General features: G+C 41.0%; 26 protein-coding genes, 1 pseudogene and 1 other annotated feature. Of the genes and pseudogenes, 9 read left to right on the top strand and 18 right to left on the bottom strand.

Going from position 1 to position 26,633, the window contains the following annotated elements; all coding sequences use genetic code 11:
• Positions 1-598: 598 nt before the first annotated feature.
• The 4 genes from M3205_RS21610 to proB all read right to left on the bottom strand — a co-directional run bounded on the left by M3205_RS21610 (position 599) and on the right by proB (position 5,516).
• A complete protein-coding gene (locus M3205_RS21610; protein ID WP_251171772.1) occupies positions 599-1,636 on the bottom strand; it encodes a TDT family transporter in 1,038 nt (345 codons plus the stop codon).
• 141 nt (positions 1,637-1,777) lie between these two features.
• Positions 1,778-3,037 (bottom strand): ATP-binding protein, encoded by a 1,260-nt coding sequence (locus tag M3205_RS21605; protein ID WP_251171771.1) that lies wholly within the window; start codon positions 3,035-3,037, stop codon positions 1,778-1,780.
• Between the two features lie 125 nt (positions 3,038-3,162).
• Positions 3,163-4,395: a glutamate-5-semialdehyde dehydrogenase gene (locus M3205_RS21600; RefSeq protein WP_251171770.1), complete on the bottom strand. Its 1,233-nt coding sequence runs from the start codon at positions 4,393-4,395 to the stop codon at positions 3,163-3,165.
• Positions 4,386-5,516: a glutamate 5-kinase gene (gene proB / locus M3205_RS21595; protein WP_251171769.1), complete on the bottom strand. Its 1,131-nt coding sequence runs from the start codon at positions 5,514-5,516 to the stop codon at positions 4,386-4,388. Before proB ends, M3205_RS21600 begins: the two co-directional genes overlap by 10 nt.
• Positions 5,517-5,593: 77 nt before the next feature.
• Positions 5,594-5,817 (bottom strand) — a binding site (T-box leader).
• A gap of 168 nt (positions 5,818-5,985) precedes the next feature.
• On the opposite strand from proB, the gene M3205_RS21590 reads away from it, so the two are divergent.
• A complete protein-coding gene (locus M3205_RS21590; protein WP_251171768.1) occupies positions 5,986-7,659 on the top strand; it encodes a ribonuclease J in 1,674 nt (557 codons plus the stop codon).
• Positions 7,660-7,765: 106 nt separating this feature from the next.
• Here M3205_RS21590 and M3205_RS21585 read toward each other — a convergent pair whose 3' ends face one another.
• From M3205_RS21585 to M3205_RS21570, 4 genes are all read right to left on the bottom strand, one after another.
• Entirely contained in the window at positions 7,766-8,224 is a 459-nt protein-coding gene (locus M3205_RS21585; protein ID WP_251171767.1) for a S1 domain-containing RNA-binding protein, read from the bottom strand.
• A 551-nt stretch (positions 8,225-8,775) separates the two neighbouring features.
• Positions 8,776-9,744 (bottom strand): bile acid:sodium symporter family protein, encoded by a 969-nt coding sequence (locus tag M3205_RS21580; protein ID WP_251171766.1) that lies wholly within the window; start codon positions 9,742-9,744, stop codon positions 8,776-8,778.
• A 128-nt stretch (positions 9,745-9,872) separates the two neighbouring features.
• Positions 9,873-10,637, bottom strand: a complete 765-nt coding sequence (locus M3205_RS21575; protein WP_251171765.1) for an alpha/beta hydrolase — start codon at positions 10,635-10,637, stop codon at positions 9,873-9,875.
• Between the two features lie 191 nt (positions 10,638-10,828).
• Entirely contained in the window at positions 10,829-11,233 is a 405-nt protein-coding gene (locus tag M3205_RS21570; RefSeq protein ID WP_251171764.1) for a hypothetical protein, read from the bottom strand.
• Between the two features lie 623 nt (positions 11,234-11,856).
• On the opposite strand from M3205_RS21570, the gene M3205_RS21565 reads away from it, so the two are divergent.
• From M3205_RS21565 to M3205_RS21555, 3 genes are read left to right on the top strand one after another with little or no spacing between them, the layout of a single operon-like run.
• Positions 11,857-12,420 (top strand): biotin transporter BioY, encoded by a 564-nt coding sequence (locus tag M3205_RS21565; RefSeq protein WP_251171763.1) that lies wholly within the window; start codon positions 11,857-11,859, stop codon positions 12,418-12,420.
• A 33-nt stretch (positions 12,421-12,453) separates the two neighbouring features.
• Complete coding sequence (locus M3205_RS21560) at positions 12,454-13,905, top strand: AMP-binding protein (protein WP_251171762.1); 1,452 nt, start codon at positions 12,454-12,456, stop codon at positions 13,903-13,905.
• A complete protein-coding gene (locus tag M3205_RS21555; RefSeq protein ID WP_251171776.1) occupies positions 13,901-14,992 on the top strand; it encodes an acetyl-CoA C-acyltransferase in 1,092 nt (363 codons plus the stop codon). Before M3205_RS21560 ends, M3205_RS21555 begins: the two co-directional genes overlap by 5 nt.
• A gap of 169 nt (positions 14,993-15,161) precedes the next feature.
• Here M3205_RS21555 and M3205_RS21550 read toward each other — a convergent pair whose 3' ends face one another.
• Positions 15,162-15,737: a DUF6944 family repetitive protein gene (locus M3205_RS21550; protein WP_251171761.1), complete on the bottom strand. Its 576-nt coding sequence runs from the start codon at positions 15,735-15,737 to the stop codon at positions 15,162-15,164.
• Between the two features lie 12 nt (positions 15,738-15,749).
• Complete coding sequence (locus tag M3205_RS21545; RefSeq protein WP_251171760.1) at positions 15,750-16,394, bottom strand: DUF6944 family repetitive protein; 645 nt, start codon at positions 16,392-16,394, stop codon at positions 15,750-15,752.
• Positions 16,395-16,856: 462 nt separating this feature from the next.
• Here M3205_RS21545 and M3205_RS21540 point away from each other — a divergent pair, with 462 nt between their 5' ends.
• Positions 16,857-17,033, top strand: a complete 177-nt coding sequence (locus M3205_RS21540; protein ID WP_251171759.1) for a hypothetical protein — start codon at positions 16,857-16,859, stop codon at positions 17,031-17,033.
• Between the two features lie 322 nt (positions 17,034-17,355).
• On the opposite strand, the gene M3205_RS21535 is transcribed toward M3205_RS21540, so the two are convergent.
• Positions 17,356-17,835: a DUF4871 domain-containing protein gene (locus M3205_RS21535; RefSeq protein ID WP_251171758.1), complete on the bottom strand. Its 480-nt coding sequence runs from the start codon at positions 17,833-17,835 to the stop codon at positions 17,356-17,358.
• A gap of 463 nt (positions 17,836-18,298) precedes the next feature.
• Here M3205_RS21535 and M3205_RS21530 point away from each other — a divergent pair, with 463 nt between their 5' ends.
• Together M3205_RS21530 and M3205_RS21525 are read left to right on the top strand one after the other, a co-directional pair.
• Complete coding sequence (locus M3205_RS21530) at positions 18,299-18,520, top strand: hypothetical protein (protein ID WP_251171757.1); 222 nt, start codon at positions 18,299-18,301, stop codon at positions 18,518-18,520.
• 785 nt (positions 18,521-19,305) lie between these two features.
• Complete coding sequence (locus tag M3205_RS21525) at positions 19,306-19,383, top strand: Spo0E family sporulation regulatory protein-aspartic acid phosphatase (RefSeq protein ID WP_251171775.1); 78 nt, start codon at positions 19,306-19,308, stop codon at positions 19,381-19,383.
• Between the two features lie 13 nt (positions 19,384-19,396).
• On the opposite strand, the pseudogene M3205_RS21520 reads toward M3205_RS21525, so the two are convergent.
• The 5 genes and pseudogenes from M3205_RS21520 to M3205_RS21500 form a co-directional block, all read right to left on the bottom strand.
• Positions 19,397-19,957 (bottom strand): annotated as a pseudogene (locus tag M3205_RS21520) (hypothetical protein).
• Between the two features lie 1,053 nt (positions 19,958-21,010).
• Entirely contained in the window at positions 21,011-21,139 is a 129-nt protein-coding gene (locus tag M3205_RS25975) for a topoisomerase C-terminal repeat-containing protein (protein WP_396106208.1), read from the bottom strand.
• A 5-nt stretch (positions 21,140-21,144) separates the two neighbouring features.
• The gene (locus M3205_RS21510; protein ID WP_251171774.1) at positions 21,145-21,933 is read right to left on the bottom strand and encodes a DNA topoisomerase; all 789 of its coding nucleotides are present in this window, start codon (positions 21,931-21,933) and stop codon (positions 21,145-21,147) included.
• Between the two features lie 19 nt (positions 21,934-21,952).
• Positions 21,953-22,123 (bottom strand): hypothetical protein, encoded by a 171-nt coding sequence (locus M3205_RS21505; protein WP_251171755.1) that lies wholly within the window; start codon positions 22,121-22,123, stop codon positions 21,953-21,955.
• A 47-nt stretch (positions 22,124-22,170) separates the two neighbouring features.
• A complete protein-coding gene (locus M3205_RS21500) occupies positions 22,171-23,052 on the bottom strand; it encodes a LysM peptidoglycan-binding domain-containing protein (RefSeq protein WP_251171773.1) in 882 nt (293 codons plus the stop codon).
• A gap of 256 nt (positions 23,053-23,308) precedes the next feature.
• On the opposite strand from M3205_RS21500, the gene M3205_RS21495 reads away from it, so the two are divergent.
• Together M3205_RS21495 and M3205_RS21490 are read left to right on the top strand one after the other, a co-directional pair.
• Positions 23,309-24,037, top strand: coding sequence for a hypothetical protein (locus M3205_RS21495; RefSeq protein ID WP_251171754.1), 729 nt, complete (start codon positions 23,309-23,311; stop codon positions 24,035-24,037).
• Positions 24,030-24,185 (top strand): hypothetical protein, encoded by a 156-nt coding sequence (locus M3205_RS21490; protein ID WP_251171753.1) that lies wholly within the window; start codon positions 24,030-24,032, stop codon positions 24,183-24,185. The genes M3205_RS21495 and M3205_RS21490 overlap by 8 nt, the downstream gene beginning before the upstream one ends.
• 51 nt (positions 24,186-24,236) lie before the next feature.
• Here M3205_RS21490 and M3205_RS21485 read toward each other — a convergent pair whose 3' ends face one another.
• Entirely contained in the window at positions 24,237-25,238 is a 1,002-nt protein-coding gene (locus M3205_RS21485; RefSeq protein WP_251171752.1) for an LLM class flavin-dependent oxidoreductase, read from the bottom strand.
• Between the two features lie 125 nt (positions 25,239-25,363).
• Positions 25,364-26,317: an EamA family transporter gene (locus M3205_RS21480; RefSeq protein ID WP_251171751.1), complete on the bottom strand. Its 954-nt coding sequence runs from the start codon at positions 26,315-26,317 to the stop codon at positions 25,364-25,366.
• Between the last annotated feature and the right edge of the window lie 316 nt (positions 26,318-26,633).

Genomic DNA, 26,633 nt, shown 5'->3' with positions numbered 1-26,633 from the left:
GATTTAGGTTGAACTGTAATTGAGTCATAATTAATTCCTCCAACTTGTTTTTCGTAGCTGATAACATTGTTGACCAAAGGAATTAATTTGACTCATTTTCTTTTTACACAATTATATGGGCTTGACCTTTAGACCGAAGTTTCCTTACTGAATGAATGGAATTCGGATCTGTTTCTTCTTAATAAGAACCCGCCGCATAGCAAGATTGCATGCAACTGGCTGTTTTATTCTTTTTCTTATGGAATTACCCTGCTGGAATCAATTTCTGTGCGGATAGCATGAATTTCTGTGCGCAAAGCCAGATTTATGTGCGGGTAAGCACTTTTTATGTGCGGATAAAGAATTTTATGTGCGTTCAGCACTTAGATCGAAGTCTCTTACTGAATGAAGCTGGAATTTGGACCTGTTTTCTTCTTAATAAGAGCCAGCCGATTGCAAAACTGCATGCGGATGGCTCTTTTTTTCATTTTCTTATGGAAATCTCCGTGCTGGGATCAATTTCTGTGCGGATAGCGTGAATTTCTGTGCGCAAAGCCAGATTTATGTGCGGATAAGTACTTTTTATGTGCGGATAAAAAGTTTTATGTGCGTTCAGCACTTAGACCGAAGTTTCCTTACTGAATGCAGCAGGAATCTGGACCTGTTTTCTTCTTAATGATTCTGCACATAAATATAATTCTACTGCCAATAACAATAAAATGATCCAAATGCCTGTATTCAGGATGATAGCCTGTAAAGGACTCTCGATGAAAAAGGTAAATGTAAAGAACATCGCAAAAGTAAAGATCCGGCTCCACTGTGTCACATCGTAAGTGAAGATGCCTTCTCTAAAGCCATAAAAACGAATCCGCAAGCCGAGCCTTATGAGTTCAACAGCCTCGACGATTAAAAAGACCAGGAAAACTGCCAGCCAAAACCACATAACAGCAGATCCGTCAGCGAAACCTGATTTATACATGGCAAGGCCGCTAATTGATAGCGCACCGTGTAAAATGCAATTGGTGTTATTCCAGTCCTTCGCAACATTCCAGCCGCGAACTGCATATCGCTTCAGGATAAACCACGCACTGATAAAATAAAAAAGAAATCCAGTAAAAATAAGAGCCGCATTCAAAATGACAGGCACCTCATGAAAGACCGTATTAAACAGGAGCACAAGTGATTGTGTGCTCACGGTGGTCAGCAAGAGAACACCATGTGCCTGCCGGCCAAAAGGTGATGATCTGAGTTCCTTGAAGCCCAACAGGCTAATCCAGATATAAAAACACCATAAACCTCCATTCAGAATAGCCAATGCCTGAGCTTCCGCACCTGCTCCAAATTGCCTGTAGAATATAATTCCGCATATTGAAGTGCCGGCCACCCAGGTTCCAATGCCAAAACGATTAATAGGATTAGCATAATGCAGCATTTTGAACTCACCCTTGAAGATAGTCAAACCAATGGATACAAGGAAAGCCAGCCATAATGCTAAATCTGCTATACTCAGAATCTTGCCGAAGCTTCCCAAAAAGAAAGGCATTCCGAAGAAATTGAGCAAAACCCCCTGTGTTACAATGCCGAATGCCATTACGGCGGCCATAGCAGCTGTATGGATATTAATTTTTTTAAGGATGATAAATAAAACTGTCCCCACAAAAAGAAAACCGAGTAAAAGGAAATATAACACTATAATCACCGTATTAAATATATTTACTATCATTATAACATTCTATGCAACCTGTCCTTTTGCTGCGGCCAAAAAAAGACAGCGCATTTTTTATGCACTGCCAGCTTACTAGTTAAGAACGGTGATTCTATTTTCTATTCCTTCTTCATTCATCATGTCATTCTCATATGGAAGTTCAATTTCCATCTTCGTGCCTTCCCCGACTTTACTTTCGATCGTTAAAGTGCCGTTATGGTTTTCGATAATCTTATAGCAAATCATAAGACCCAGTCCGGTTCCTTTTTCCTTCGTTGTATAGAACGGTTCACCCAGACTTGAAATCCGGTCTTCTGGAATTCCTATCCCTTGATCGATGAATTGAATGCAAACCGTATTGCAATTTTTTTTCAAGACTTTAATGGTTAATTGGCCACCGCCTGGCATGGCTTCCATTGCATTCTTAATGATATTCAGGAAAACTTGCTTCAATTGGTTTTTTTCACAGTGAACCATAGGGGCGTGAAGGTTGTTTTCCACGTTAATTTCTACATTGTTCAAAATGGACTGGGTATTGCTCAAGAGAATGACTTCATTGATTAATTTTGTTAGATCCTCTTTTTCAAAAATGTTTGCCGCCGGCTTGGCCAGCACTAAAAACTCGCCGACAATCCCATTTATACGATCCAATTCCGACAGCACAATATCGAAATACTCGTCTTTTTTGCTGCTTGATTTGAAAAGCTGAACAAAGCCTTTGATTGATGTAAGCGGGTTTCGGATTTCATGGGCGATGCCGGCTGCCATCTGCCCAAGAAGTGCAAGCTTTTCCGATTTTTGCAGAAGGTTTTCCTGTTCCTCTTTTTTATCGGAAATATCTGTTGCGATCGAAAGGATGGCTTCTGTTCCTTCAAAGTCCACAATGCGTGAGCAGACTTCAAAATAGCTCTTTGTTCCGTCATTGCGTCTGATCATGTATTCCGTATTGTTGAAAAGCTCCTTCTCTGCCGTTATGTGCCGATATCGTTGATGAAATCGGTTCTTGTAGTCAGGCTCAATAAGATCAAGCAAGGACAATCCTTCTAATGAAACGGTACCCGATCTCGACAAAGCACTGACAGCAGTGGCGTTTGCGTATAATATTTTATAGTCCTTATGTATTAGCACAGAAACCGGAAGTGATTCCAAGAGCAATTTATAGCTTTCCTTTCTGGCCTGCACTTCTTCTGCATAATACCTGGTCTTATCAAACTGCCAGCCTACAAACCAGGCAATACATGTAAATAGAAAAAAATCAAAGGAAAGAAATTTTTCCTGATGAAAAATAGATTGGTATGATGTAAATAAAATAGAAATAAGCACAAGTGAAATTTGACCAGTATGTTTTTTCATATAGTCCTCTTTAAGTGTTTTTTCTTTTATTTTAGCATCAATTATGATAAAAACGATATCATTATTTTACCGGCAAGGGCAATTCTGCTGTTGTCATGATCAGAAACTGCCCCTGAATTTTTCGTTCATTTCTTCACCTGCCCGGTCCCTTTCACTATATATTTTGTTGAAGTCAGAGCAGGCAGACCCATTGGACCCCGGGCATGAAGCTTTTGGGTGCTGATTCCGATTTCAGCGCCGAAACCAAACTCAAAGCCATCTGTGAAGCGTGTGGATGCATTATGGTAAACTGCAGCTGCATCGACTTCATTCAGGAATTTCTCCACATTTTCCGGGTCTGACGAAATAATCGCTTCAGAATGTCTTGTTCCGTAGCGATTGATATGTGAAATGGCATCATCCACGCTGTCCGTCACTTTCAAGGCGACTTCCAGTCCTAAATATTCCCTAGCCCAATCCTCCTTAGAAGCCGGAATGATCTCATCCCCGCTAACACCTTCACCTGCATGTATCACAACCCCTTTTTCCTTTAGAGCATTTACAAGATCATTAAGACCCTCCCACTCCCTGTGAACAAGAATTGTCTCGCACGCATTGCAGACGGACGGGCGCTGTGTTTTCGCATTAACTGCAATGCTAACCGCCATTTCCTTATCAGCACTTTCATCAATATAGATATGGCAATTGCCAGCACCTGTCTCAAGTACCGGAACTGTAGAATTCTCAACAACTGTCCGAATCAGCTTCGCCCCTCCACGTGGAATCAGGACATCCAGGTATTCGTTCAGTTTGAACATCCGAGAAGCCGTTTCCCGGCTTGTATCCTCAATAAGCTGGACAGCATCAGACGGCAAGTCGCTTTTTTCAAGGGCATGGTGGATAACCTTCACAATTGCTTTATTGGAGTGAATTGCTGTCGAACTTCCGCGCAGCATGACCGCATTGCCTGTTTTCAGGCATAAGCTCGATGCATCTACCGTAACATTTGGGCGGGCTTCATAGATCATGCCAACAACACCAAGCGGTACCCGGACCTGTGTGATGCTGAGCCCATTCGGCCGCTCCCAGGAAGATAAGACCTCTCCAATTGAATCATCCAGCCTCGTAAGTTGAATAAGTGCGTCTGCCATATCCTGAAGCCGTGCTCCAGTTAGCCGCAGACGGTCCAGTAAAGCTTCGCTCATTCCATTATTCTTTCCAGCCACAAGGTCCTTTTCATTTTCGGCTAAGATAAAATCCTTCTCCTGCATCAGCTGCTGTGAGATGAGTTCCAATGCATGATTTTTTTGCTGTGTCGATTTTTTCGCCAGCTCTGCTGCGGCATTTTTAGCCTTTTTTCCTTTCAGTGCTAATTCCATGAACTTTTCTCCCTTCTTTTTTGGCTTATCCAGTGATCCCGGTGTATGACAACCCGGCGGTCACTCCCCGCTTTCTGCATGGCTTCCGAGCTGGAAAGCCCTTTAACGGCCCGCAGTTCATCAGATGAGAAATTAACCTGCCCTTTTCCGATCAAATCCCCTTTCGGTCCAATCACTTCCACGACATCCCGAATATGAAAATGGCCTGAAATGCCGGTAACACCAGCAGGCAGAAGGCTTTTTCCCTGTGTTAAAATGGCCTGTGCAGCTCCGTAATCCACTTCAATTTTCCCATTCGGGATAGAGTGCAGCGCAAGCCACTGCTTGGAAGTTTTAACACTCGGCTGAGAGCTGGTGCCGATATAAGTCCCATCCCCTTTGCCTTCGAGGATCTCTATCAGCTTTTCTTCCCCAAGACCTACGCCAATGAAAACCTGTACACCGAGTGCCAGGGCAGTCTTTGCAGCCGAAAGCTTCGTCACCATTCCGCCGGTTCCGACCTTTGAGCCTGACCCTGCGGCAGCCTTCATCAGATCCTCGGATATTTCTGTTATGAAATTGAATTTTTTGGCTTCTGCATTTGTTCGCGGGTTGGAGTCATATATTCCATTCACATCTGTCAGGATTATCAGACGCTGTGCCTGTACTAGCCCGCACACAAGGGCCGACAGCATATCATTATCACCGAAGGCCAGCTCCTCAATCGACACAGAATCGTTTTCATTTATAATCGGCAGAACATTCCGCTTCAACAGTTCGGTCAATGTAGCATATGCATTTTGATACTGCTCCTTATGCAGGAAGTTTTGCCTTGTCAGCAGCATTTGCGCTGCAACGATGCCATGCTTTTTGAATTCCTCCGTATATCCCTGCATTAATAACCCCTGACCTACTGCGGCAGCGGCCTGTTTTCCGGCAATAGTCACCGGGCGCGAAGGATAACCAAGATCCATAAACCCTGCAGCAACTGCTCCGGATGAAATTAATATAATTTCATGCCCAAGCTCCTTCAGGCGCGAAAGGGCAGCTGTATGCTCCTCCAATTTTTCCATGCACAATCCGCCATTGGTATTCGTCAGCGAACTGCTTCCGATTTTCACCACAATGCGTTCCTTCTTCACAGGGCACCACCCTTCCTTTACTAAGCATTCCCCTGCTTCATGGAGCAGGATGTAAAAAAAAGCCCTCCCATCCCTATAAAAAGGACGGAAGAGCTTTGTCTTTCGCGGTACCACCTTCATTGGCACTTTACACTGCAAGTGCCCGCTTTGAAAATCCTTTAACGCAGGAATGCGGCCAGGTTTGCCTGGCAGCTCAAGGGCTAGGTTCAATAGCTTTGCAGGCTGCAGGATCTTTCAGCCGGTGGATCCCGCTCTCTTCTTGCCTGAGTTCTATTTACTGATTCCCTGTCAATGCTGTTGATATTTTCATAAGATTAGAATTATTATGCATGCTTCTGTATTCTATGTCAATGATAAATTTGCTGATTTAAAGGAGTAAAATTCTAATTTTACCGTTAAAGTGCTATCCCATGATAATGTACACTCAATCGGGAATACTAAGAAAAAAGACTAACGGGAGGATCTACATATGGAGTCAAACGGAAAGCAGTTATCCCTCTTTTCTCTTGGCGGGATCAATGAAATTGGGAAAAACATGTATGTGATTCAATATGATGACGATATTATCGTGATAGACGCCGGAGGAAAATTTCCTGATGAAACCCTGCTGGGGATAGATTTAATTATTCCTGATATTACATACCTGGAGGAAAACAAGGAGAAAATACGGGGTCTGGTTGTGACGCATGGACATGAGGATCATATTGGAGGGGTTGCCTATCTCCTCAAAAAAATCAATATGCCGGTCTATGCGACGAGATTTACGCTTGGGCTGATTGAATTAAAATTAACGGAACATCGCCTGTTGCGTGAGTCAGAGCTCATTACCATCGACGCGGATACCCGCCTGAATTTTGGTGAAATAGGTGCCAGCTTTTTCAAGGTGAATCATAGCATCCCGGATTGTCTGGGAATTGTGTTTAATACACCAGAGGGAAATGTCGTTCATACCGGTGATTTTAAATTCGATTTAACTCCAGTCAATCAGGAGCATGCTGATATCCACAGGATGGCTGAAATCGGCCGGGAAGGAGTTCTTGCGCTTCTATCAGAAAGTACAAACGCAGAGCGATCCGGCTTCTCGCCTACGGAGCATATTGTTGGGGAGAACATTGAGGAAGCATTCATGAAAGCTCCCCGCAAAATCATCATCTCCACATTCGCTTCCAATGTGAGCCGTGTCCAGCAGGTCGTGGCTGCAGCCATCAAAGCGAACCGAAAGCTTGTCCTGCTCGGCCGAAGCATGGTGAATGTGGTGGAAGTGGCGATCGAACGCGGATATCTGACCGTGCCCGAGGGAATGATTATTAATCCAAAAGAAGCCATGCATCTGGCCCCTGAAAAGATATGCATCCTATGTACGGGCAGTCAGGGTGAGCCGATGGCTGCCCTCTCACGCCTTTCTGCAGGCAATTACCGTGACGCTGAGATTCATCCTGAAGATACCGTGATTCTGGCTGCCTCCCCAATCCCAGGGAACGAACGGGATGTTTCTAAAATCATTGATAACCTGTTTAAATTGGGTGCCAGAGTAATTTATGGTTCAGGCAGCTCAACAGGAATGCATGTGTCCGGCCACGGCTACCAGGAGGATTTGAAGCTAATGCTCACATTGATGAAGCCGAAATATTTTATCCCAATTCACGGTGAATACAGAATGCTTCATCATCATAAATTGCTTGCTGAATCAATTGGTGTTGAGGAAGGGAACACTTTTATCATTAAAAATGGCGATGTAGTGGATATTGTGAACGGAGAAGCGCGCCAGACAAGACGAGTGCCTGCCGGAGATACGTATGTAGATGGAGTGGGTGTCGGTGACATTGGCAGCATCGTGCTCCGTGACAGAAAACAGCTTTCCGAAGATGGCATGCTAGTGATCGTACTGACCATGAGCAAGACGGAACGCAAAATGATATCAAAGCCTGATACCATCTCCCGGGGCTTTATTTACACACGGGAATCCGAAGACCTCTTGAGAGACATAAATCGGATTGCAGAAAAAACCGTCAACGATCTTCCTGAGCAGGATAAAAGCCAGTGGAATGTCATCAAGCAGAGCATCAAAAAATCACTTGGGCAGTTCTTATTTGAAAAAACAAAGCGTAAACCAATGATTTTGCCGATTATAATTGAAATATAAACGAAAAGAGGCAAGCCTATTAGGGCTTGCCTTTATCACAGGATCACGAACAATCAGTCAGGGAACTTCCCTTCTGATTGAAGTTTCCCATTATCTAAAGGGCTGATTATCCGCGGCGTCCGCCTCGGCCGCCCCGCTTTCCTTCAGTATTGCGTTTCAATGAAGAAATATTTTCTTCACTCGATTTTAAGAATTTTGCCATTTTGTCTTCAAAGCTTTCTTTCGGCTTAAAGTTTCCTTTTGAACGGAAATCTCTTGAACCACTGCCGCCGCGGCGATCATCTCTTCCCTGGCGCGGTGGGCGCGGTGTATAAGAAGATTGGCCTTCCGGTCTGTCCACTGCTTTTTTGATGGACAAGGCAATTTTGCCTTCCTTCTCACTAAGCACTTTAACAGTTACTTCATCGCCAACTTTTAAATGGTCATTCACATCTTTAACATAGCTGTCCGCTACCTCACTGATGTGAACTAGACCTGTTGTGCCGCCTGGCAGCTCAACAAAAGCTCCGAAATTTGTAATACCTGTTACTTTTCCTTGTACCTTGCTTCCAATTTCGATTGACAAAAAAACTTCCCCCTCGGTAGTGTTAACAACGTCTTATTATAACTTTTTTTTAAGATAATTTCAATGCCGGCGATATACCCCCGATATTCTACCCGATATGAGCGGGGTTCAACCCTGTTTTCAGATGATTTTTAAGTAATTTACTGCATTACTGGCAATATTATTAAGGAAATCTGCATTTGATGGCGCTCTTTTATATCAAAAAAATTTTTTATTTGCGCATAGCCCTTTTTTGTGTGCGGATAACAATTTTTATGTGCGCATAGCGCGTTTTTGTGTGCGGATAACAATTTTTATGTGCGCATAGCCCTTTTTGTGTGCAGATAATAATTTTTATGTGCGCATAGCCTTTTTTTGTGTGCGGATAACATTATTTATGTGCGCATAGCCTTTTTTGTGTGCGGATAACAATTTTTATGTGCGCATACCCCTTTTTGTGTGCGGATAACAATTTTTATGTGCGCATAGCCCTTAAGTGTGCAGATAACATAGTTTTTGTGCAGAAAGCTGCATCTTGCATACGTTCTGCTGCTAATCTGCAAAAATGCATCTTAAATTTTACTATTATGCCCTTCCTGCAGAACCCTCCTTCTGAAATGACGCTTCATGATTACCCCGAAGAGTGACGCCAATACCTGCTGAAAGAGCATCCCGATTACTACTGGAACGGCTACGGGTGCCGGGAAATAAGTGATCGCCAGAACGGAGCCGACACTAATATTCCGCATCCCGCCATTAAACGTAACAGCAACAATTGTGCTTTGATCGTATTTCAGTAAATTTGCGATAATAAAAGACATCAAATAGCCCATAGATGCCACACAAAATACCGTAATCCCAATAATAATTAATTTAAGATTTATCTCCCTCAGGTACGGGGCAACCACCGCTCCATTAAGAATGACCACTATGGCCATGCCAAGCTTTGAAAAAGGTGAAAGACGGCTGCTTAGTGCTTGAGCGGTTTTTCCTGCAAACTGATTAAAGAGCATGCCAAGAAAAGAAGGCAGAACAATCATCCAAAATAAACCCACCATCATCGGAACAGTATCAATCTGGACAGATTTTTGAAAGAATACCGATAAAATAAGGGGGACAATAAATGGTGAAAGAAAGGTATCTACCAGAATAATGGACAATGTCAGCGGGATATTGCCGCGATAAATGGATACCCAAATAAAGCTTGATATGCCAGTCGGGATGGCCATGGCCAAAACCAGTCCGGTAATGGTGAAAGAATCATCACCAAACACAAGTGTGCCTGTGCTCCAGGCAAATAGAGGCATCATAATATGAAGCATAGTCAAAATGAGAAAAAGCGGTTTTGGATGATGAATAATTTCCTTTAAACTACTAAAACTCGAGTTGAGACTGCCCGAAAATGTCATAAATGCAAAAACCCATGGAATGATAAAAGCAAAATCCTTAATATATCCTGCCAGCACAACTCCAAGAACCACGCTTATTGGAGTAATCAATGGCATCATTTTCTCCAGCTGTTTATTGATTTGAATCAGCACACTGAGTACTCTCCTATTCTGAATTATGGCTTATATAAGAAAATAGTTTAACATAATTTGGTTTATTAAAAGTGGAAAAGAGCCAAAAATTGGCTCTTTTAATTCTTCCTTCATGGAATAAACTCTAACTACACAAGAGACAAGCTGCATGCGATATTTTCATGGATGTACTGTTGGATAATGTTAATAATCTCTTCCTTATCATGGTCCATAGAAGCCACATGATAGGAGTTATAGAGAGGTACTGCTTTCTTGTCAATGGAGCCGATTTTCTCCAGAATAAAATCCGTACACTCTGCAGGCACAACATGATCCTCCAATGATTTAAAGCCTATTACAGGTGTTTTAATGGACGGCAGTATGTCTGGTGTTTTTTCCATGATTTTCTGCAATTCAAAGATGGAGCGGACAGGAACTTTCCCGTACGTAATTTCCTTTACTCCTTCTTTTTTTATATCTGGTGCACCTTCATCCAGATACCTTGGATTTGTTTTTCCTTTTAAATATTCATAGCATGGTACCCTTAATGCAGCATTTATTAATGCAATACCTGCAATTTCAGGATATTTATTTGCCAGCCAAAGAGTCAGGGCTCCCCCCATCGATTGGCCTGCAGCAAAAACAGATTTGCATCTTTCTTTTAGGAATAAATAACCCTTTTCTGCTTCCGCAAACCAATCCTCATGAGTGGTATTTTCTATGTCTTTATAATGGGTGCCGTGACCTTTAAGCCGTGGAGCATAGACCGTATAGCCAAGATTGGCAAATGACTCCCCCAAAAACCGTACACTCTGGGGAGTTCCCAGAAAACCATGTGTGATCAGAATCCCGATTTCATTGCCTTCATAGTAGAATGATTCTGCACCGTCCAAAACAGGATAATGTTCAGTCATAATCTGTTCCTCCCTCAGAATTAGTTATACACATTATATTACCTACTATTCCGACCTGTCAACTTGTATTTATTTAGTGAAACGTTCTATAACTAATCTTGATACCTCAGTATCTAATGGTTTTGGCGAATGCAAAGTCATCATTTGTCAATAAACATAGCTTTAAAAAGCACCGATCATTGCTCTCAAGATTAACGCCGCATAAACTCTGGGAACAGTATCGAAAGTACAATAAAAATGATCTGTACCAAGACTAATGCAATAGTCCAGATTATTGCTTTGCGGGATGGAGGCGGACCTTCTCTCAGCACTTGGATGCCGAGTGGAACCAAGGCTATGCAGAGTCCGAGTATTAGAAATGGAGACTCGAATCTCGTACCTTTAAGGGTTCCTAAAGGCAGAAAAAACATAGTGGCCAATGCAGCCGAGCGAATGAGTCCCATTAAACCTGACCGATAAGCACCGATTGCCAATAGCAGCCAGCCAAACATCATCATTCCATTAAAATAGCGGATGATATGGAAGGCTTGATAGGAGTCGCTTACAGCTTTTGCTGCAAGTTCAAGACTTTGCACATTGACGAGCTGGAAGGCCAAATGATCGATACCGCAATGAAAAACCCGGCCTATTAGTCCCAGACGTAAACATACCACCCCATATTGCTATAGCGGGGTGTTTCATCCCAATGAATCTTACCAGGGTAATGATACCGGGCCAGAGAAAGAGGCAGCCCAGCACAAAGCAGCTGTAAGCGGCGGTAATAAGTTTAGGGTGGTTAGCGTAAGCTGCAAGCTGTGCGTCATAGAAAAAATGAAATTGTATCCTGAGGAGAGCTGCCGCTAAAAATAAGAATGGTCCAATAATTAAGGATAGTCCTCCTATCCAGCGTCCAGGAAACCAAAAAGTATTGCTGCTCTGTTCCTGCATTTATGATTGCTCCTTCATCATTATTTACTTTTAATATACCAGCTTTAATGCATATTAAAAGTACCTAGTTATTGACGATTACAAGCAATAAAATCTTATTCATGCCGCAAAAATAATATTTTGTTACCCGGGAATTTTATTAGTAAAAATAAACACCTATGTTTGTTCCATACTGATGGAGTTTCCGGTCAGAAAACCTTTTGTAAACCACCCTGATTCTCAAGTTGACAAACTACTATGTTAACCATAAAATTAAAACAGTTAACCTATTAATCTGAATTGGAGAGGTATTATGAAAGTTAAAGAGATGACATACGTGGCCTTATTTGCAGCAGTAATGGGAGCACTCGGTCTTGTTCCTCCTATCATGCTGTCCTTTACACCCGTTCCAATTACCTTGCAGACACTTGGTGTCCTTTTGGCCGGAGGTATTTTAGGTGCCCGGCTTGGCGGAATCAGCATGAGCGTATTTTTGCTTCTGGTTGCTGCAGGCGCACCACTATTATCAGGAGGCCGCGGCGGCATCGGTGTATTCTTCGGACCCAGTGCAGGATATTTGATTTCCTATCCGCTTACAGCATTTGTTATTGGATATTTACTCTCACATTTCAAAACGTTAAAATTAATGAATATCCTGCTAATCAACCTGACTGCTGGCATCTTCCTCATCTATCTATTTGGAATCCCTGTTCAGGCCTTTATGATGAATATTCCTCTCGCAGAGGCAATCAAACTTAGCCTGGTCTATATCCCGGGGGATGTATTGAAAGCGACTCTCGCATCGCTCCTGGTATACAGGCTAATGAAGCATCCTATTATCAATAAACAATTTTCTAAATCTCTGGAGACACTTTAATGTGTCTCCTTTTCCATAAGGAGAGAAAAACCATTGACGAATATTACATCCAATATTAAAAAATTTGCTGAACAATCTCCAAACAAGCCAGCAATCATAACAAAAAGCCAAACTGTAAGCTATCAGGAGTGGAGCTTTCTTATCAGCAAAACGGCCAACTGGCTACATTCCTTTTCTGCTTCTAATAAAACTGCCGCCATCCTTCTGCCCAATGGAATCCCTTTTCTGCAATTATTCACAGGTGCCTCCATGGCTGGATGGACGGCAGTACCTTTCGACTTAAAATGGAAGGCTGAAGAACTTAGAAAGCGGATCGAAATTTCCAGCCCTTCCATCGTAATCACTGATAAAGAATATTATGATCAAATTGCCCCCCTTCACCCTTTCGTTATCATCTGGAATGATGCCCTGGAGAATATCAGCGCTCAAAGAGCTTCGTTTTTGATAGACTCGGAGAGCAGCCCTCCGTTTTATATGGGCTTTACTTCCGGCACCACGGGAAGCCCTAAAGCATTTATCCGTTCCCATAAATCTTGGGCGGCAAGCTTCGAGGTGAACACTCATGATTTTTGTATGAGTGAAGAGGAAAATGTCCTGATTCCAGGAGCACTCATCCACTCTCACTTTTTATATGGAGCAGTAAGTACCCTTTGTACAGGCGGAACGGTTCATTTACTTGAAAAATTCAGTGCAGCCCAGGTTCTCTCATGTATCACGGAGCACCCTATCAGCACCCTTTATACAGTTCCAACGATGGTTTCTGCTATTTTAAGAGAAAAAAGGATCATAGAGAAACCGATTAAGATCTGTTCTTCAGGTGCGAAATGGGATGAAGCATCGAAGCTGGAAATCTGCAAAATATTCCCCCGTCTTTCTATGATTGAATTTTATGGGGCCAGTGAATTGAGCTATGTGACGTTTCTTGCGGATGATGATGCAGCTGGATCAGTCGGAAAGGCATGCCATGGAGTTGAAATTGAAATTAGAGATTCAGACGGCAGAAAGCTTCCTCCACATGAAATTGGCAAAATATTTGTCAGGAGCCAACTTATTTTTGATGGATACCTAATAAATAACATACTGCGTAGCATACAGGATAAGGAGGGCTGGGCAACTGTTGATGATATGGGATACGTGGATGATAAGGGCTATTTATATATAAGCGGACGGGAAAAGAACATGATCTTATATGGAGCTATTAATATCTTCCCGGAAGAAATTGAGAAAGTGATCCTTTTACACCCGGATGTTGAGGAGGCTGCAGTGGTAGGTCTGGAGGATCCTTATTGGGGGCAAATTGCAGCTGCGGTCATAAAAGGCAGCACAACTGCCCTTGAATTAAAACGCCTTTGCAAAGAACATTTAGCTTCTTATAAAGTTCCGAGAAGATGGATTTTCACTGAAGAAATGCCATACACAGCAGGCGGAAAAATCGCCCGTGCCCAACTGAAGGATTCTATCGAAAGAAAGGTGATCAGCCATTAAGAGAGCGGTGATAGTACAAGCTAAACGAACACCAATTGGAAAAGTAAATGGCATGCTGAAGAACTTTGAGCCTCATGAGCTGGCTGCCCCTTTGTTAAGCTTTCTGGCTAAGGGCATGGAGAAAAAAATTGATGATGTCATTTTAGGCAATGTTGTGGGACCTGGCGGCAATATCGCCCGCTTGTCTGCATTGGAAGCAGGACTCCCTCTGTCCGTTCCGGGTTTAACCATAGACAGGCAATGCAGTGCCGGGTTAGAAGCCATTCGGCTGGCATGCCATCTTATCCAGGGAGGTGCGGGTACCTGTTTTATAGCAGGTGGTACGGAAAGTGCGAGCACCTCCCCCTTTACAAAAAGAGCGCGTTTCTCACCAGACAATATTGGAGATCCGGAAATGGGTGCCGCCGCGGAACATGTTGCTGAAATGTACAGCATATCAAGAGAAGCCCAGGATGCCTATGCTCTATTAAGCTATGAACGGAGCTGGAATGCATTTGAAAACGGAACACTGGCAGACGAGCTGATTCCCTTTGGGAGCCTTTCACATGATCAAGAGTTTTTTAAAAAGAGAAAAATGGATACTCTTTTAAAACGAGCCAAGCCAATATTTAAAAAGGATGGTACTGTAACAGCAGCCAACAGCTGCGGCATTAATGACGGGGCTGCTGCTGTTTTGGTGATGGAGGAAGAAATAGCAATTAAAAATGGATACAAATCCATTCTGCGTTTTGCTGATAGTGAAGTATCCGGTGTCCATCCCAACTATCCGGGCTCTGCCCCTGTTCCGGCAATCCAAGCTATTTTGGAAAGGCATTACCTAACAATCGACGATATCGATTTAATTGAAATTAATGAAGCTTTTTCCTCTAAAATAGCAGCTTGCTCTAATGAGTTATCTATTCCTTATGAAAAACTGAACGTTAATGGAGGGGCTTTAACAATTGGCCACCCCTATGGAGCTTCAGGAGCTGTAATGGTGACAAAATTATTTAATGAAGTACAAAGAAGATCTGAGTGCAAATATGTACTTGCTGCCATTGGAAGTGCAGGCGGCGTCGGTGTTGCTGTTTTATTTGAAGTGGTGTAATGAAAACTTGAAGAATAGCCTGGAGATGTATTTTTCCAGGTTGTTTTTTGGCAGGATCTTCATCAGAAATCGACGTAATAGCACAATTTTATCAGATGCTAGCACTTTGATAGTCGACAAATATCAACTGATATCACGTTGATAAATCCTTTTATTACTAAAATCGTGTTTATTCAGCTGACTTAATCAGTGCATATGCGTTAATAGTCGCACCGGTGAATTCCAGCCATCCCCCTGTAGCCAGCAAGACTCTTTTTTTGATACTCTGTTCATCTTCTATCAGAATACCGACAGCATCAAGAATGGCCGATATCGAAATTAATGAGTAGCCAAGTGCTTCCAAACTGCTGAGTAATTGATTTTCCCCGTATTCAACAGCTTCCGCTTCCAAGGCTGCACCCATGGATTGAATCGTACTTCCCAGTGCATTGAAGCCTGAGACAGAAACTGAAGGATTTTGAATTTCGATATTGTTTGCAGCGGTGTTGATTGAGTTTCCGCCTGCCTGTGTAAAGCTCCCTACAATGCCATATAAATCTGTATATTTATTTCCTTCGGCTAAATGAATTCTTCCAAATCCCTGAAAGCTGTTTCCAACCGCCTGGATTCCATTTCCGTTACGTATCAATTTTTTATTGAGATTGTCTTCATCTGGATTTATAGTTTCACCAACGGCAGAAATCAATGTACCCACTACTAGTAAATACGCTCCAATTGTTAATAGCTCATCTCCGTCTAGATACATGCGTACCCCTCTCTACAAAAGTTCTTCATTTAGCCATACAGAAGATATTGAGTCTGGTCCACGGGTTTCCTCGCTGCTCTCATTTTCAGGTTCCTGGTTTTCGCTCTTTAGTACACCGATTAGGGATAAGACGGATCCAACTGCCTGTATCCAGCTTCCAATCGCAATAATTTTGTTAAAGCTATTTCCTGGTCCGCCTCTCTTTTTTTCCTTGAGATTGGCGGTACCTCCAATTGCCTGAAGTGAATTTCCGATAGATTGAAGAAGGTTGCCATTTATATTAAATGCCTGGCCAGCTGCAGTGGGATCTTCCAATTCTTCTCCAAGTGCAGTCGCTGATCCAAGAGCCTGCATCCAGTCTCCTGTGATTACTAATTTCGTTCCATTTTCACCCTCCAGGTCTATGGTTAATCCAGCAATAACAGTACTGTTGCCAAATGCCTGTATCTCATTGCCGATCCTTTCAAGCGAAGGTCCTATTTGCCCGTCCGCCTGGAGTGCGTTGCCTGTTCCCTGCAGAGTGTTTCCAACTATATTAAGACCCTTAAATAATTTATCCGTTTTTTCTGATGTTGCGGGTATGTTTGAAACAGCAGACATGATTGTACCTATGGCAGCTAAAGCGGCTCCGACGACCTCTTTTAGTTGATTGTCCATAACATACTCCTTAGCTGACGTATGATTAATTGTATTCAAAAAATTAATAATGGGTGCGGAGTGGAGACGGTGAAGTAACGCTTATTAGAGGTTTCAATATGGACTCAGTGTATAAATGAGGAATTGCTAATCTAAATATAGAAAAGCAAACATAAGTACAGCTTTAAAATCTATAAAGATATCCGAGTTAGGCGGATATCTTTGTGCTCATTATGCAAATTCATGTTAATTCAAAGATTTTTCTGTGAGATTTTCTTGATTTCCATGTTTTTAGCTTATTAATAAGTATCAAAAGACCGAGCAAATGGTTCATTGATTGATTTATGTGCGGATAACCATGTTTTCTGTGCGCATACCACGAATTTGTGTGCGAATAATGATATTTCTGTGCGCTTAGCAAGATTTTCTTTGCGCTCAGCCGAGCTTGCCTATATATTTAAGTTCTTACTGGCGGCTTGGGAGTTGCTGCTGATCGAACTTCAGCCCATCAAGGATTATAAAAAGGTCCCTGCATCTCTTCAGGAAGTGCATCAGCTTCAATTGAACATGGTAAATGAGTACCAGCAGAGTAAAGATAAGATGTATAAGGCATCGATAATCAAGATGCTGTACTTATCGAGCAGGCTGTGGATCATATGAAACAAGCTATGACAGCGATGAAAAAGTATCAAAATAAAAAATAAGCGAATAACCACTCCCAATGTCGGGAGGGGTTATCTTAGTTTACAGGGTGTCGATCAACACTCCCCCCGAAGAAAGGAGGTGAGACCTTGAATGGTGGATCTGATCTAGCTACCGCAACTTTCGTATTGCCACTTATTACACTCGTGGATACCTTAATCGAAAAGATACAAAAGTAGCCCACACCCTGCCGACCAAAGGTATGTGTGGGCTGCTTGTATAGCACGATTTAGTATAGTGTTGAAGAAATGATAAAGAACTCCCCACCTCGGGAGCCGTATTATTCCTTATGAACTTTAACGAACACCGTTCCGAAAAGTTTATCTCCAATATAGGCATCTAATTTCCACATTCCGCTCTTTGGTAATGACATATTAGATGGAGCATGTCGGTCTGCTCCGTTATGAGCACCACCTAGTCCACCTTCTACCACTGTTATTTTCTCTTCTTCTTTCTCATTAGTAGCAGTCACTTTAAGGTTTCCATTAAACTCTTCGTCATCTCCCCAAAAATGCCACATATACTTTTGTGTTTTATTCGGATAAAATCTAAGACTCTCGCTGTCATCGTAAATAAAACCTAAACGTCCTTCTTCTCCAATCAAAGTGTATCCACCAGATTCGAATAGCGGGCTCTCTTTTACTACTTGGTGTTCATTTTCTGAATTAATATCATCATTATTGTTTGCGACATTACTACAACCCACGGTGGTAAAGCTTATAATAATAGAAATAATTAGAACTAAAATTCTTTTTACCATATTAAATATCTCCTTATTATTATTCAATGACTTTACATCTTACCGATCCATTTAATAAAATCCCAGAAAAAGTCATTTTCTTATTTCATGACATAAATACCTCTTATAAGTAAATTTACAAGAATTATATCTTTTTTTTATATAATCCTATATTTATTTAAAAATAACCAGATTCTATCTGAATTTTTAACGAAATATTTAAAATACTTATCTTAATCTTGTAAATGTTGGCCTTTTTTAGTCTGTATTAAAGGTGATATATAGTTGTACTAAATTGATTGTTAAGCCAAAGGTGCTTTTGTTTAAGTCCGTCAAATAAGGGTTTCCTTCTTAAATTTGTAAAATCACCATTAATATTTAACAAAGTCATAAAAAAACCGGTCTATTTTTATCCCTTAGTCTATATTTTATAGAAATGGTACTGGAACTTGTACCACATTCCATAGACAAGGGTGAGATGAGAATGTTTACGGTGTATTATCTTGATGGGAAAAATGTTTTATTAAATCAGCTTCGAAAAAGTGTACCAAATGAAGGAGAAGAGATCAGAATCAAAGGTCGCAAAGGCAAAGTAACCAGTGTCACGTCAGTAGAGGAAAGTAAGATTCATGTACATGTAGAGCTTGAAAGTGTTAATAAAGCAAAGCTGGCAGCAGAAGTTGATAAAAAGAAGAAAAAAAGATGAAAAAACCCGCATTTGGTGCGGGTTTTGAGATTCTCGACAAAGATGAGATATTTAATTAACCTCCGATAGCATTAAGTACAATCTTTCACAATTTCACGTATATTTCAATAAATATCTAGTTTATGGATTTTCCATTTAACCTTTGATAAATTTCGTTTATATTTTTTAATCAACTTGATAAACAATCTTGTATATACTCTTGGAATAATACCCATTTTAGAAAAAATGAATTTTTTGAATTATGGTAAATTCACGCGAATACATCATATTATTGTAACTATGACTCACTCTTTATTCCTATATGGATATCAATTGTTTTTTGATAAACAGAACTAAAGATATTTTCAATTGCTTAATAAATAAGTGCTCAAATTAAGAGCGCTTTATATATATATCATAAAACATTTTTAATGCACAATATGTGTCTAATGTGATATTACAGAATAGACTCTTATTGAACTAACCTGCCCCGTTCGTTTAATAAGGAACAATAAAAAAGGTGCTTAAGCCTCCCTGGATCAAAGCACCCGTTACAACAACATCTTTCTCAACTACTTTTCAATTTTCCCTACTGAATTTTTAGGTTTGTCTTTTCTATTATTATTATTTTGTCGGTTATACACTATTTTTGTCGAAAACATTCATAATTTCCCCTTAGTCTGTAATAATTGTTCCTGGACTCTTATCATTAAAAGGAGCAAATTAATGTGTGATTTGTGCAATGAGCTTAGCAACAAAATTCAATGTTTTAGAAGTGCACTAATTGAAACTGGTATCAAAAAAGATTGAAACATCCTGAGACTATAAAAAATAGTCAGATTTTGGACGAGTTAATTTTTAAATTTCAATCAAAATGCAAGTAATATTATTTATTCTTCAAATTATCCTACCCCCCATTTGGGGGTTTTTGTTTTTAATCCGATGCTGGAACGACAGAGTCGCAATAAATATAGTTACTCCCCATAAGAACAATCCTCCGTACGTTACCACATACACCCATAAGGCTAACCCCTCTGTGTATCCTTTTGGAAGCATTCCTAAAAATTGAAGAGCTGTCATGAAACTAATTAAAACTGTCGCTATCCCAACTGACCATCCTGATATGAGTAATAACCATTTTGGCAGTTTTTCCCCCCCAGGAAGTCACGAAAGCTAAAGCAAATAAAGATGCCAGTATCGCCAAGATAGCAGTGAAGTCTATTCCGTTAGTATATAACGTATATAGAAAAGCAGGTCCTTCCTTTAATGTATCTCCAAACCCTGCTACATCTTGTACAGCTTGTTTTGTTGTAAGTCCTATCGTTAATCCCATGCCCAAAGCGATTTTAAAATCGCATACGGCAACAGAGCAAGAGCTGCAGTATAGCCCCATTTTTTAGTCAAAAAAGTTTCATCAGCTATTTCTGATCTTATATGTTTCCCGTGTTTTAAGCTCAAAAGATACTCTGTAAAATTCAAAGAATTGCACTGTTTTATTGATATATTCTTTGTGACGACCATACTCAGTATTTATTAGTATAAATAAATGAACTAAAAGCGGGTTTGCTGATAAATATTGAACCCCTGGCTAGAGTGCGCCAGGGGTCCATATCGATAAAATTAATAGGTATACGATAACCTTGTTTTTGCATTATTATTTTTTAAATTACTTACACTATCTTAGTATAGGGTTAGCTATGGGATAATATATTTTGAGAATATTACCAAACTAAAAACCCATTAATTGGTTCGAAGTTAATATAATACACTGACTCTCTTCTTACAACATTCTGGATAACCCCGTATAACAAAATAACTAAGGTTAGGATCTTACGGATTAAAAATTTATGATAGCAAAAAATTCATTAAAAATAGAAGACCCTAATAAAATAAAAATTGAGCATAGATAAATCTCACTATACTCATTTACCACTTAAATTAGGGTATATTTGTAAGATACCAAAAAATAAAAGTTTCTTTGCAAGAGCTACCCGCTGTATCCTGCATTTTTATCATATATTACAGGAATAATGTTGTGGAAATACAAAGTGGTGAATTAAAGGGGCAGCACAAAGTAATTTTTCATACATTATTTTTTTTGTTAGGATTTTCAATCATTTATTTAGTTCTAGGATTCGAAACAGCAGAAGGAGCGATTAGAGTCCTGGTACTTTCAATATGGAGATTTAATTAGACAAATTGGTGCTATTTTAATAGTGGTCTTTGGATTAATTACTACTGGGCTCCTTCAACCAAAACTTTTGATGAAGGAGCATAAACTTCTTATTAAAAATAAACCGGCTGGTTTTCTAGGTTCAGTGGTCATTGGATTAGCTATTGCAGTTGTCGGACCATGCTAATTCATATGCTTTATCATGGCTAATGACAATCTGGGAAAGAGGAATTTTTCGCCCATTAATGCTAACCAATATTGTTGCCAGAGTATCTTTCGCCTATTTTTCACTCTCCTCTTTTAGCAGGGCTGAATTCATTTTTATTCCTCCTATCCTCTTACTGCGGAAATTTAAATATAAGTTTGTTTTTATCCTCATCCCAGGCTAAAAAGGCTTCGAACATTTTATCTGGTTTCTTCTGACTTTTAAATCCCTTTATTAAAGAGGTTTGGCCAGTAGTAAGCAATTTCTTTATGTTTTCCTTACTGATCGGCTTTCCGCGACAACCTTGCTTATTCTGAAATCACAGTTTGTCTTTTTAAAGTTGTTACAACCGTAAAACGTTTCACGCTCTAAAACTGGTGCACCGCACTTTTTACATAGATCTACTTCTTCAGCTTTATGAATATCATTGGCATATTCAATAAAATTCCAAGAATCGGCATCCTTAATAAGTTTTTCAACTATTTCTTTCGTTATGTCTTCCGTTCTCTTAACGAAGGAGGAAACAGAACCTTCTCCTTTTTGGATTTGTTTTAGATAACGTTCCATCCTACCGCTGGTTAATACAGAAGTTAGATAGTTGTTTTCCCCTAAAGCTTCAATTAAGACACGGCCCTCGGGCAGCATATAAACTAGGTTTTTGCTTACATTTACATACCGCTTGGTTAGAATAGATACGATGCCGCTCCTGGTTGCTTCCGTTCCCAGCTGCAACTCAGAGTTCTTAAAATCTTCTTTATCAGCGCAATATGGGGCAGGATTACACATAATTTTAATCAAGTCTCCTAGTGAAAAACGAGAAGGGGGATTTGTTGATCCAGCTTTAATTTGACCTGAAAGCATTGTTCCGACTTCCCCTTCTTTTATATCTGGCAACTGAATCTCTTCCTCCGCCGAATTTGTGGAAAGCCCCTTATATATCTTTTTCCACCCCTCTTCTTTAACGAGAGTATCGCTGCTTCTAAAACCAAACTTTTCTGCAACCGTAATAATGATTCCAGTAGTATCATAAATGTAATCTAGATAGTGTGCGGCAATAATGGATTTAGCAATTAGGTCATATATTTGTTGTTCCCCCTTTTGGCAAAGTAAGCGGGTTTACCTTTTCTTCCGTCAAAATGATTGCATAATGATCACTTACTTTTTCAGAATCCACATATCGCTTGTCTTGAGAAATATCTCTAGTTGCCCCCTTTGTTAAATCTTGATAACTCTCCAGCTCTCCCAAATTTTTTATAATGACTGAAAACCCGCATTTGGTGCGGGTTTTTCCTGTTAATGCAGTGTTGCTCTGATCTCCTGCATTTTACTCCTGACCAGAGGATAAAAGTTATTCTTTGCACTTGCAGTTGAATTCCCACCAAAAAATTCGGTTCCAGGGCAGGTTTTCACCGCATGACCATGACTGTTATCCAGCACCCTCTCACCCGAGTTTATATCCCACCAATGGTGATAGGTGATGCTGTCAATCGATGGCGCCAGGCCGTACTTCAGCATCAAGAGAGCTGTGACAGTCACGATCGTTTCTTTCTGTTCAGCCGTCATTTGATTCGAGTCAAAATCACCAACATTTTCGATTGCTATCGCATCTTCCTCGATCCTATGCATCGCTTCTTTATTCTGCAGGCCAAATGATCCTTCAGGCGCCATATCAAACGGCCTTCCCACTGCCACCTTTCCATCCGGGAAAGTGGTCAGCTGTTGGCTGATCATGCTCCACTTCATACCGCTTATATGATACTCCTCCATCCCTTTCATGATCGCAAAATGATTGGTGCCATTGAACTGTTTGTATGATGGCTGATAGGTGTGATGCTGCTGAACTTTGGCCACTTTCCTTGTGAATTTCTGATTGAAAATCCAAACACGGAATTCCTCTCTTGTCATAAGGACGAACTTTCCATCCATGGCTAATTTCTTTGGAGTAATTTTTATTTTCTGCCCTACTTTCAGGTCGTCGACAGATATCCCATTGGCTGCCTTAATAATCTGCACACTGGAATCAAATTTTTCTGCCAGCCTCCAGAGAGTATCACCTGGTGCCACTTTGTAAGTGAGGGGAACACGCAGCTTTTGCCCTTTTAAAAGCCTGTCTGACTGCAGTCCATTAAAAAGTTTCAAATCCCCTGCTGTTGATCCATATTTATTTGCGATCAATGTCAGAGTATCCCCCTGCTTTACATCATATATTTTGCGGGGATTACTTTCGGCAAGTGCATCGCTCCAATTCAATTGCCAGATCACTGCGAGACTGAGGATAAGAAACATGCATTTTTTCATACTGAATGTCCTTTCCATTCGATTTTCATTATTATTATAAAAACAATGAAAATTATCCTCTCTTTTTGGCATGATATAAAAATCGGCAGGGTATTTTCTATACAGAATAAAAGTAAAGTAAGGTGTAGTCAGCATGAAAAACCAATACTTCTCAGAAATCTGTGTACCGATTCAAACTCCATATGGGTTTAAACCAGCAGAAAAAAAAGAACAATTTGATTTTACGTTCGACCGGATAGATTGCTTTAATGATTACCGGATAGAAATTGAGGGGCAGGATTATGAAATTAGCCTGGATGATAAAGGCCAGTGGTATTTTTTCACTTCATTTATTTGTGACTCACTTGATGAACTTAAGCTTTCCAGGCAAATTTTCAGGCCGCCCTATTTAAAGAATGAAAAATTGCGTTTAGTGGATTTAATGGAGACGGCAGATATCCAGCCTCTTTATGAAGGTCATGACAAAGCGTACGGACATGCACTAGCACTTTCTGATAACCTGTCATCTGTCCCCGCATTCCAGCAGGCAAGACTGGCTAATTATGATGGCTCAGATGACCCCACCATTATTAAAAGGATCCATTATATTCAAAATGAATACAAAGGAGAATTCACCAGGTTTATTACCGGCTTTGAAACCCGTTCTTTTGCCACCTATACAGAAAACGAATACTACGCAAGGGAAATTCACTTGCCGAATAATGCAAGAACTTATTTAAAGCTGTTTGTTTACTTCTCCAGATATGGCACTCTTCCATCACAGCAGATGATGCCGCGGTTCCTCGCGAATTTGTGGGCTTCTGCACAGAGCTTGAATACAGCAGCCAATCCTGCGCTTTACAAACAGGAAGCCATTGATTAAGTATGTAATTTCATTGTTCGGCAATAAAAGCCACGTTACGACCACCCAGCGCAATAATAGTCTAATCCTGCGCTTTCCCGAGAAATATGAAAAGCGAAAAGGGCCTTGCCCGACAAGCGGTGGTTTGGTGGCAGGCAGCATGAGATAGGACGTTATCGGTTAAATTTTTTCATTAAAAAAGCGGGGAATATTTCCCCGCTCATTTGCCGTCTGTTATTTCTTTCAATATCTCATAGGACCGTTTTTGTTTTTCTTCGTCATAAATATAAGAAACTGCCATGATTTCATCCACATTGTACATGCTCTGGAACTGCTCCAGCTGACCCTTGACGGTTTCTTTGCTGCCCATCAGGGTGACGCTTGACATCCCCTCTGCCGCTTCCTTCTCCATTGGGTTCCAGATAGAGTCCAGATCCTCAACCGGAGGGCTCAATTTCATGGAAGTCCCTCTGACAACATTCAGGAAAAACTGTTTCATCGTGGTTGACAGGAATTCAGCTTCTTCATCCGTTTCCGCAGCAATGACATTTAAACAGATCATCATATATGGTTTATCCAAATACTGCGAAGGCTTAAAGTTGGCACGGTAAATCCGGATGGCGTCCTCCATCCATCTTGGTGCGAAGTGAGAAGCAAACACATATGGAAGCCCCAGCTCGGCAGCCAAATAGGCTGAATCTGTCGAAGAACCAAGAATATAAAGGGGAATGTTCGTTTCAACACCCGGGTGTGCTTTTACATAACTCTGCTCCTCTAAAGAACCAAAGTATGTCATCAGCTGCTTCACATCCTCAGGGAATGTATAAACAGAGTCATTTTTTGAACGGCGAAGCGCATTAGCTGTCATCATATCTGTGCCAGGTGCCCTTCCAAGTCCCAAATCGACCCGATCCGGATAAATGGTCGCCATGGTGCCGAATTGCTCGGCAACCACTAATGGCGCATGGTTCGGCAGCATAATTCCGCCGGAACCGACGCGAATCGTTTTAGTATGTTCTAATGCATGTTTTATTAAAATAGCCGTGGCAGAACTGACAAGTGTCGGGGTGTTATGATGCTCCGCTATCCAATAGCGTTTGTAGCCCATATCCTCTGTTGCCTGAGCCAGATCAACTAGATCTTCGATGGCCTGCCTGCTATCCTTCCCTTCCCTTATAGGGGCAAGATTTAAAACAGAAACAGGAATTTGTATATTGGTCATTTTTATAATCTCCTTCATGAAGAATTGACTTTATTTTAACAACCGAAATAAATTTAGGAAAATATAATGCTTAGTGTGGACAAAATAATTATGAAAAAACCAGCCCCTTGAAAAGGGACTGGCTCTCAGCTAACTCTCAATGGTTCATCATTTTCAGAAGAAATACTGGTTTCTGCCGTTTTTTTCTTACCCAAGGCCAGCAGAAGAATCATGCCAAAGATACAGGCAGTTCCCGACCATTGGAACAAGCCGAATGGTTCATTCAGCCAGATAACCGTCGTAAATACTGCGGCAAGCGGTTCGAGGCTGCTTAAAAGACTGGTTTCCGTAGGAGACAGCGTCTGGAGACTTTCAATATAGAACCAAAACGCAAGCATCGTTCCAAAAATAATAACAAAAACCAAATACATGTATGCTTCAAGGCTTAAGCTGCCAAAATCCATTTCCCATGGAGGGTGGATAAAACTCAATGCAAATCCCCCAATCACCATCGCCCAGCCAACCACGACAAGGGAATCATATTCTTTCAGCAACGGAACGGCATATAGCGTATAAAACGCCAGTGCCACACCGGATAGAACCCCCCATACGATTGCAGGTGCCGGTACGGACAGCTGAGAAACAGAACCATTGGTCAATAGAAGAAAGCATCCCGCCAAAGCAAGGGAAACGGTCACAAAATCCTGCGTTGAAAACACCGTTTGTTTTCGGAGGACCAGATAAATGATAATCATAGCCGGCGCCATATATTGGAGCAGCGTGGCAACAGCCGCATTGCCATGGTGAATTGAGGCCATATAGGTATACTGTACGGCCAGCATTCCTGCCAGACCAAAAATCAAAAGCATAATAGCTGCTTTCTTATTCTTCCACACCCCAATCACCTGTGAGCGATCCTTCAGTAAAAATTGAACGGCTAAGAGCAGCACACCAGAGATCAGAAGCCGGGCTGTGACAAGCCAATCAACAGAGATGTCAAATTCCTGAAAAAGCTTTTGAGCAACAGTTCCGCCAATCCCCCAGAATGAAGCCCCGAAAATAACCAGCAATAACCCCGTACTCCTTGAACGTCCTTTCATGTTCGACTCCACCTTAAATATAATATTAGTGTTATAATAAACTAATTTCTGTGATAAAAATACCTTGATATCATAAAAAAGCACAACAAACTTGAGGTGACTTTTTTGCAGATTAAAGATTTAAAAAAAGTGGATGAAAGCCTGAAGGAATGGACGAGCCATAGGATATGGCTTAGCTTCTGACTCAAGCGGTCAAGCCCATATAATTGTGTAAAAAGAAAATGAGTCAAATTAATTCCTTTGGTCAACAATGTTATCAGCTACGAAAAACAAGTTGGAGGAATTAATTATGACTCAATTACAGTTTAACCTAAAT

Source organism: Cytobacillus firmus (assembly GCF_023715565.1).
Taxonomy (GTDB): Bacteria; Bacillota; Bacilli; order Bacillales; family Cytobacillaceae; genus Cytobacillus; species Cytobacillus firmus_C.
This window is presented reverse-complemented; position numbering and strand designations above follow the sequence as displayed.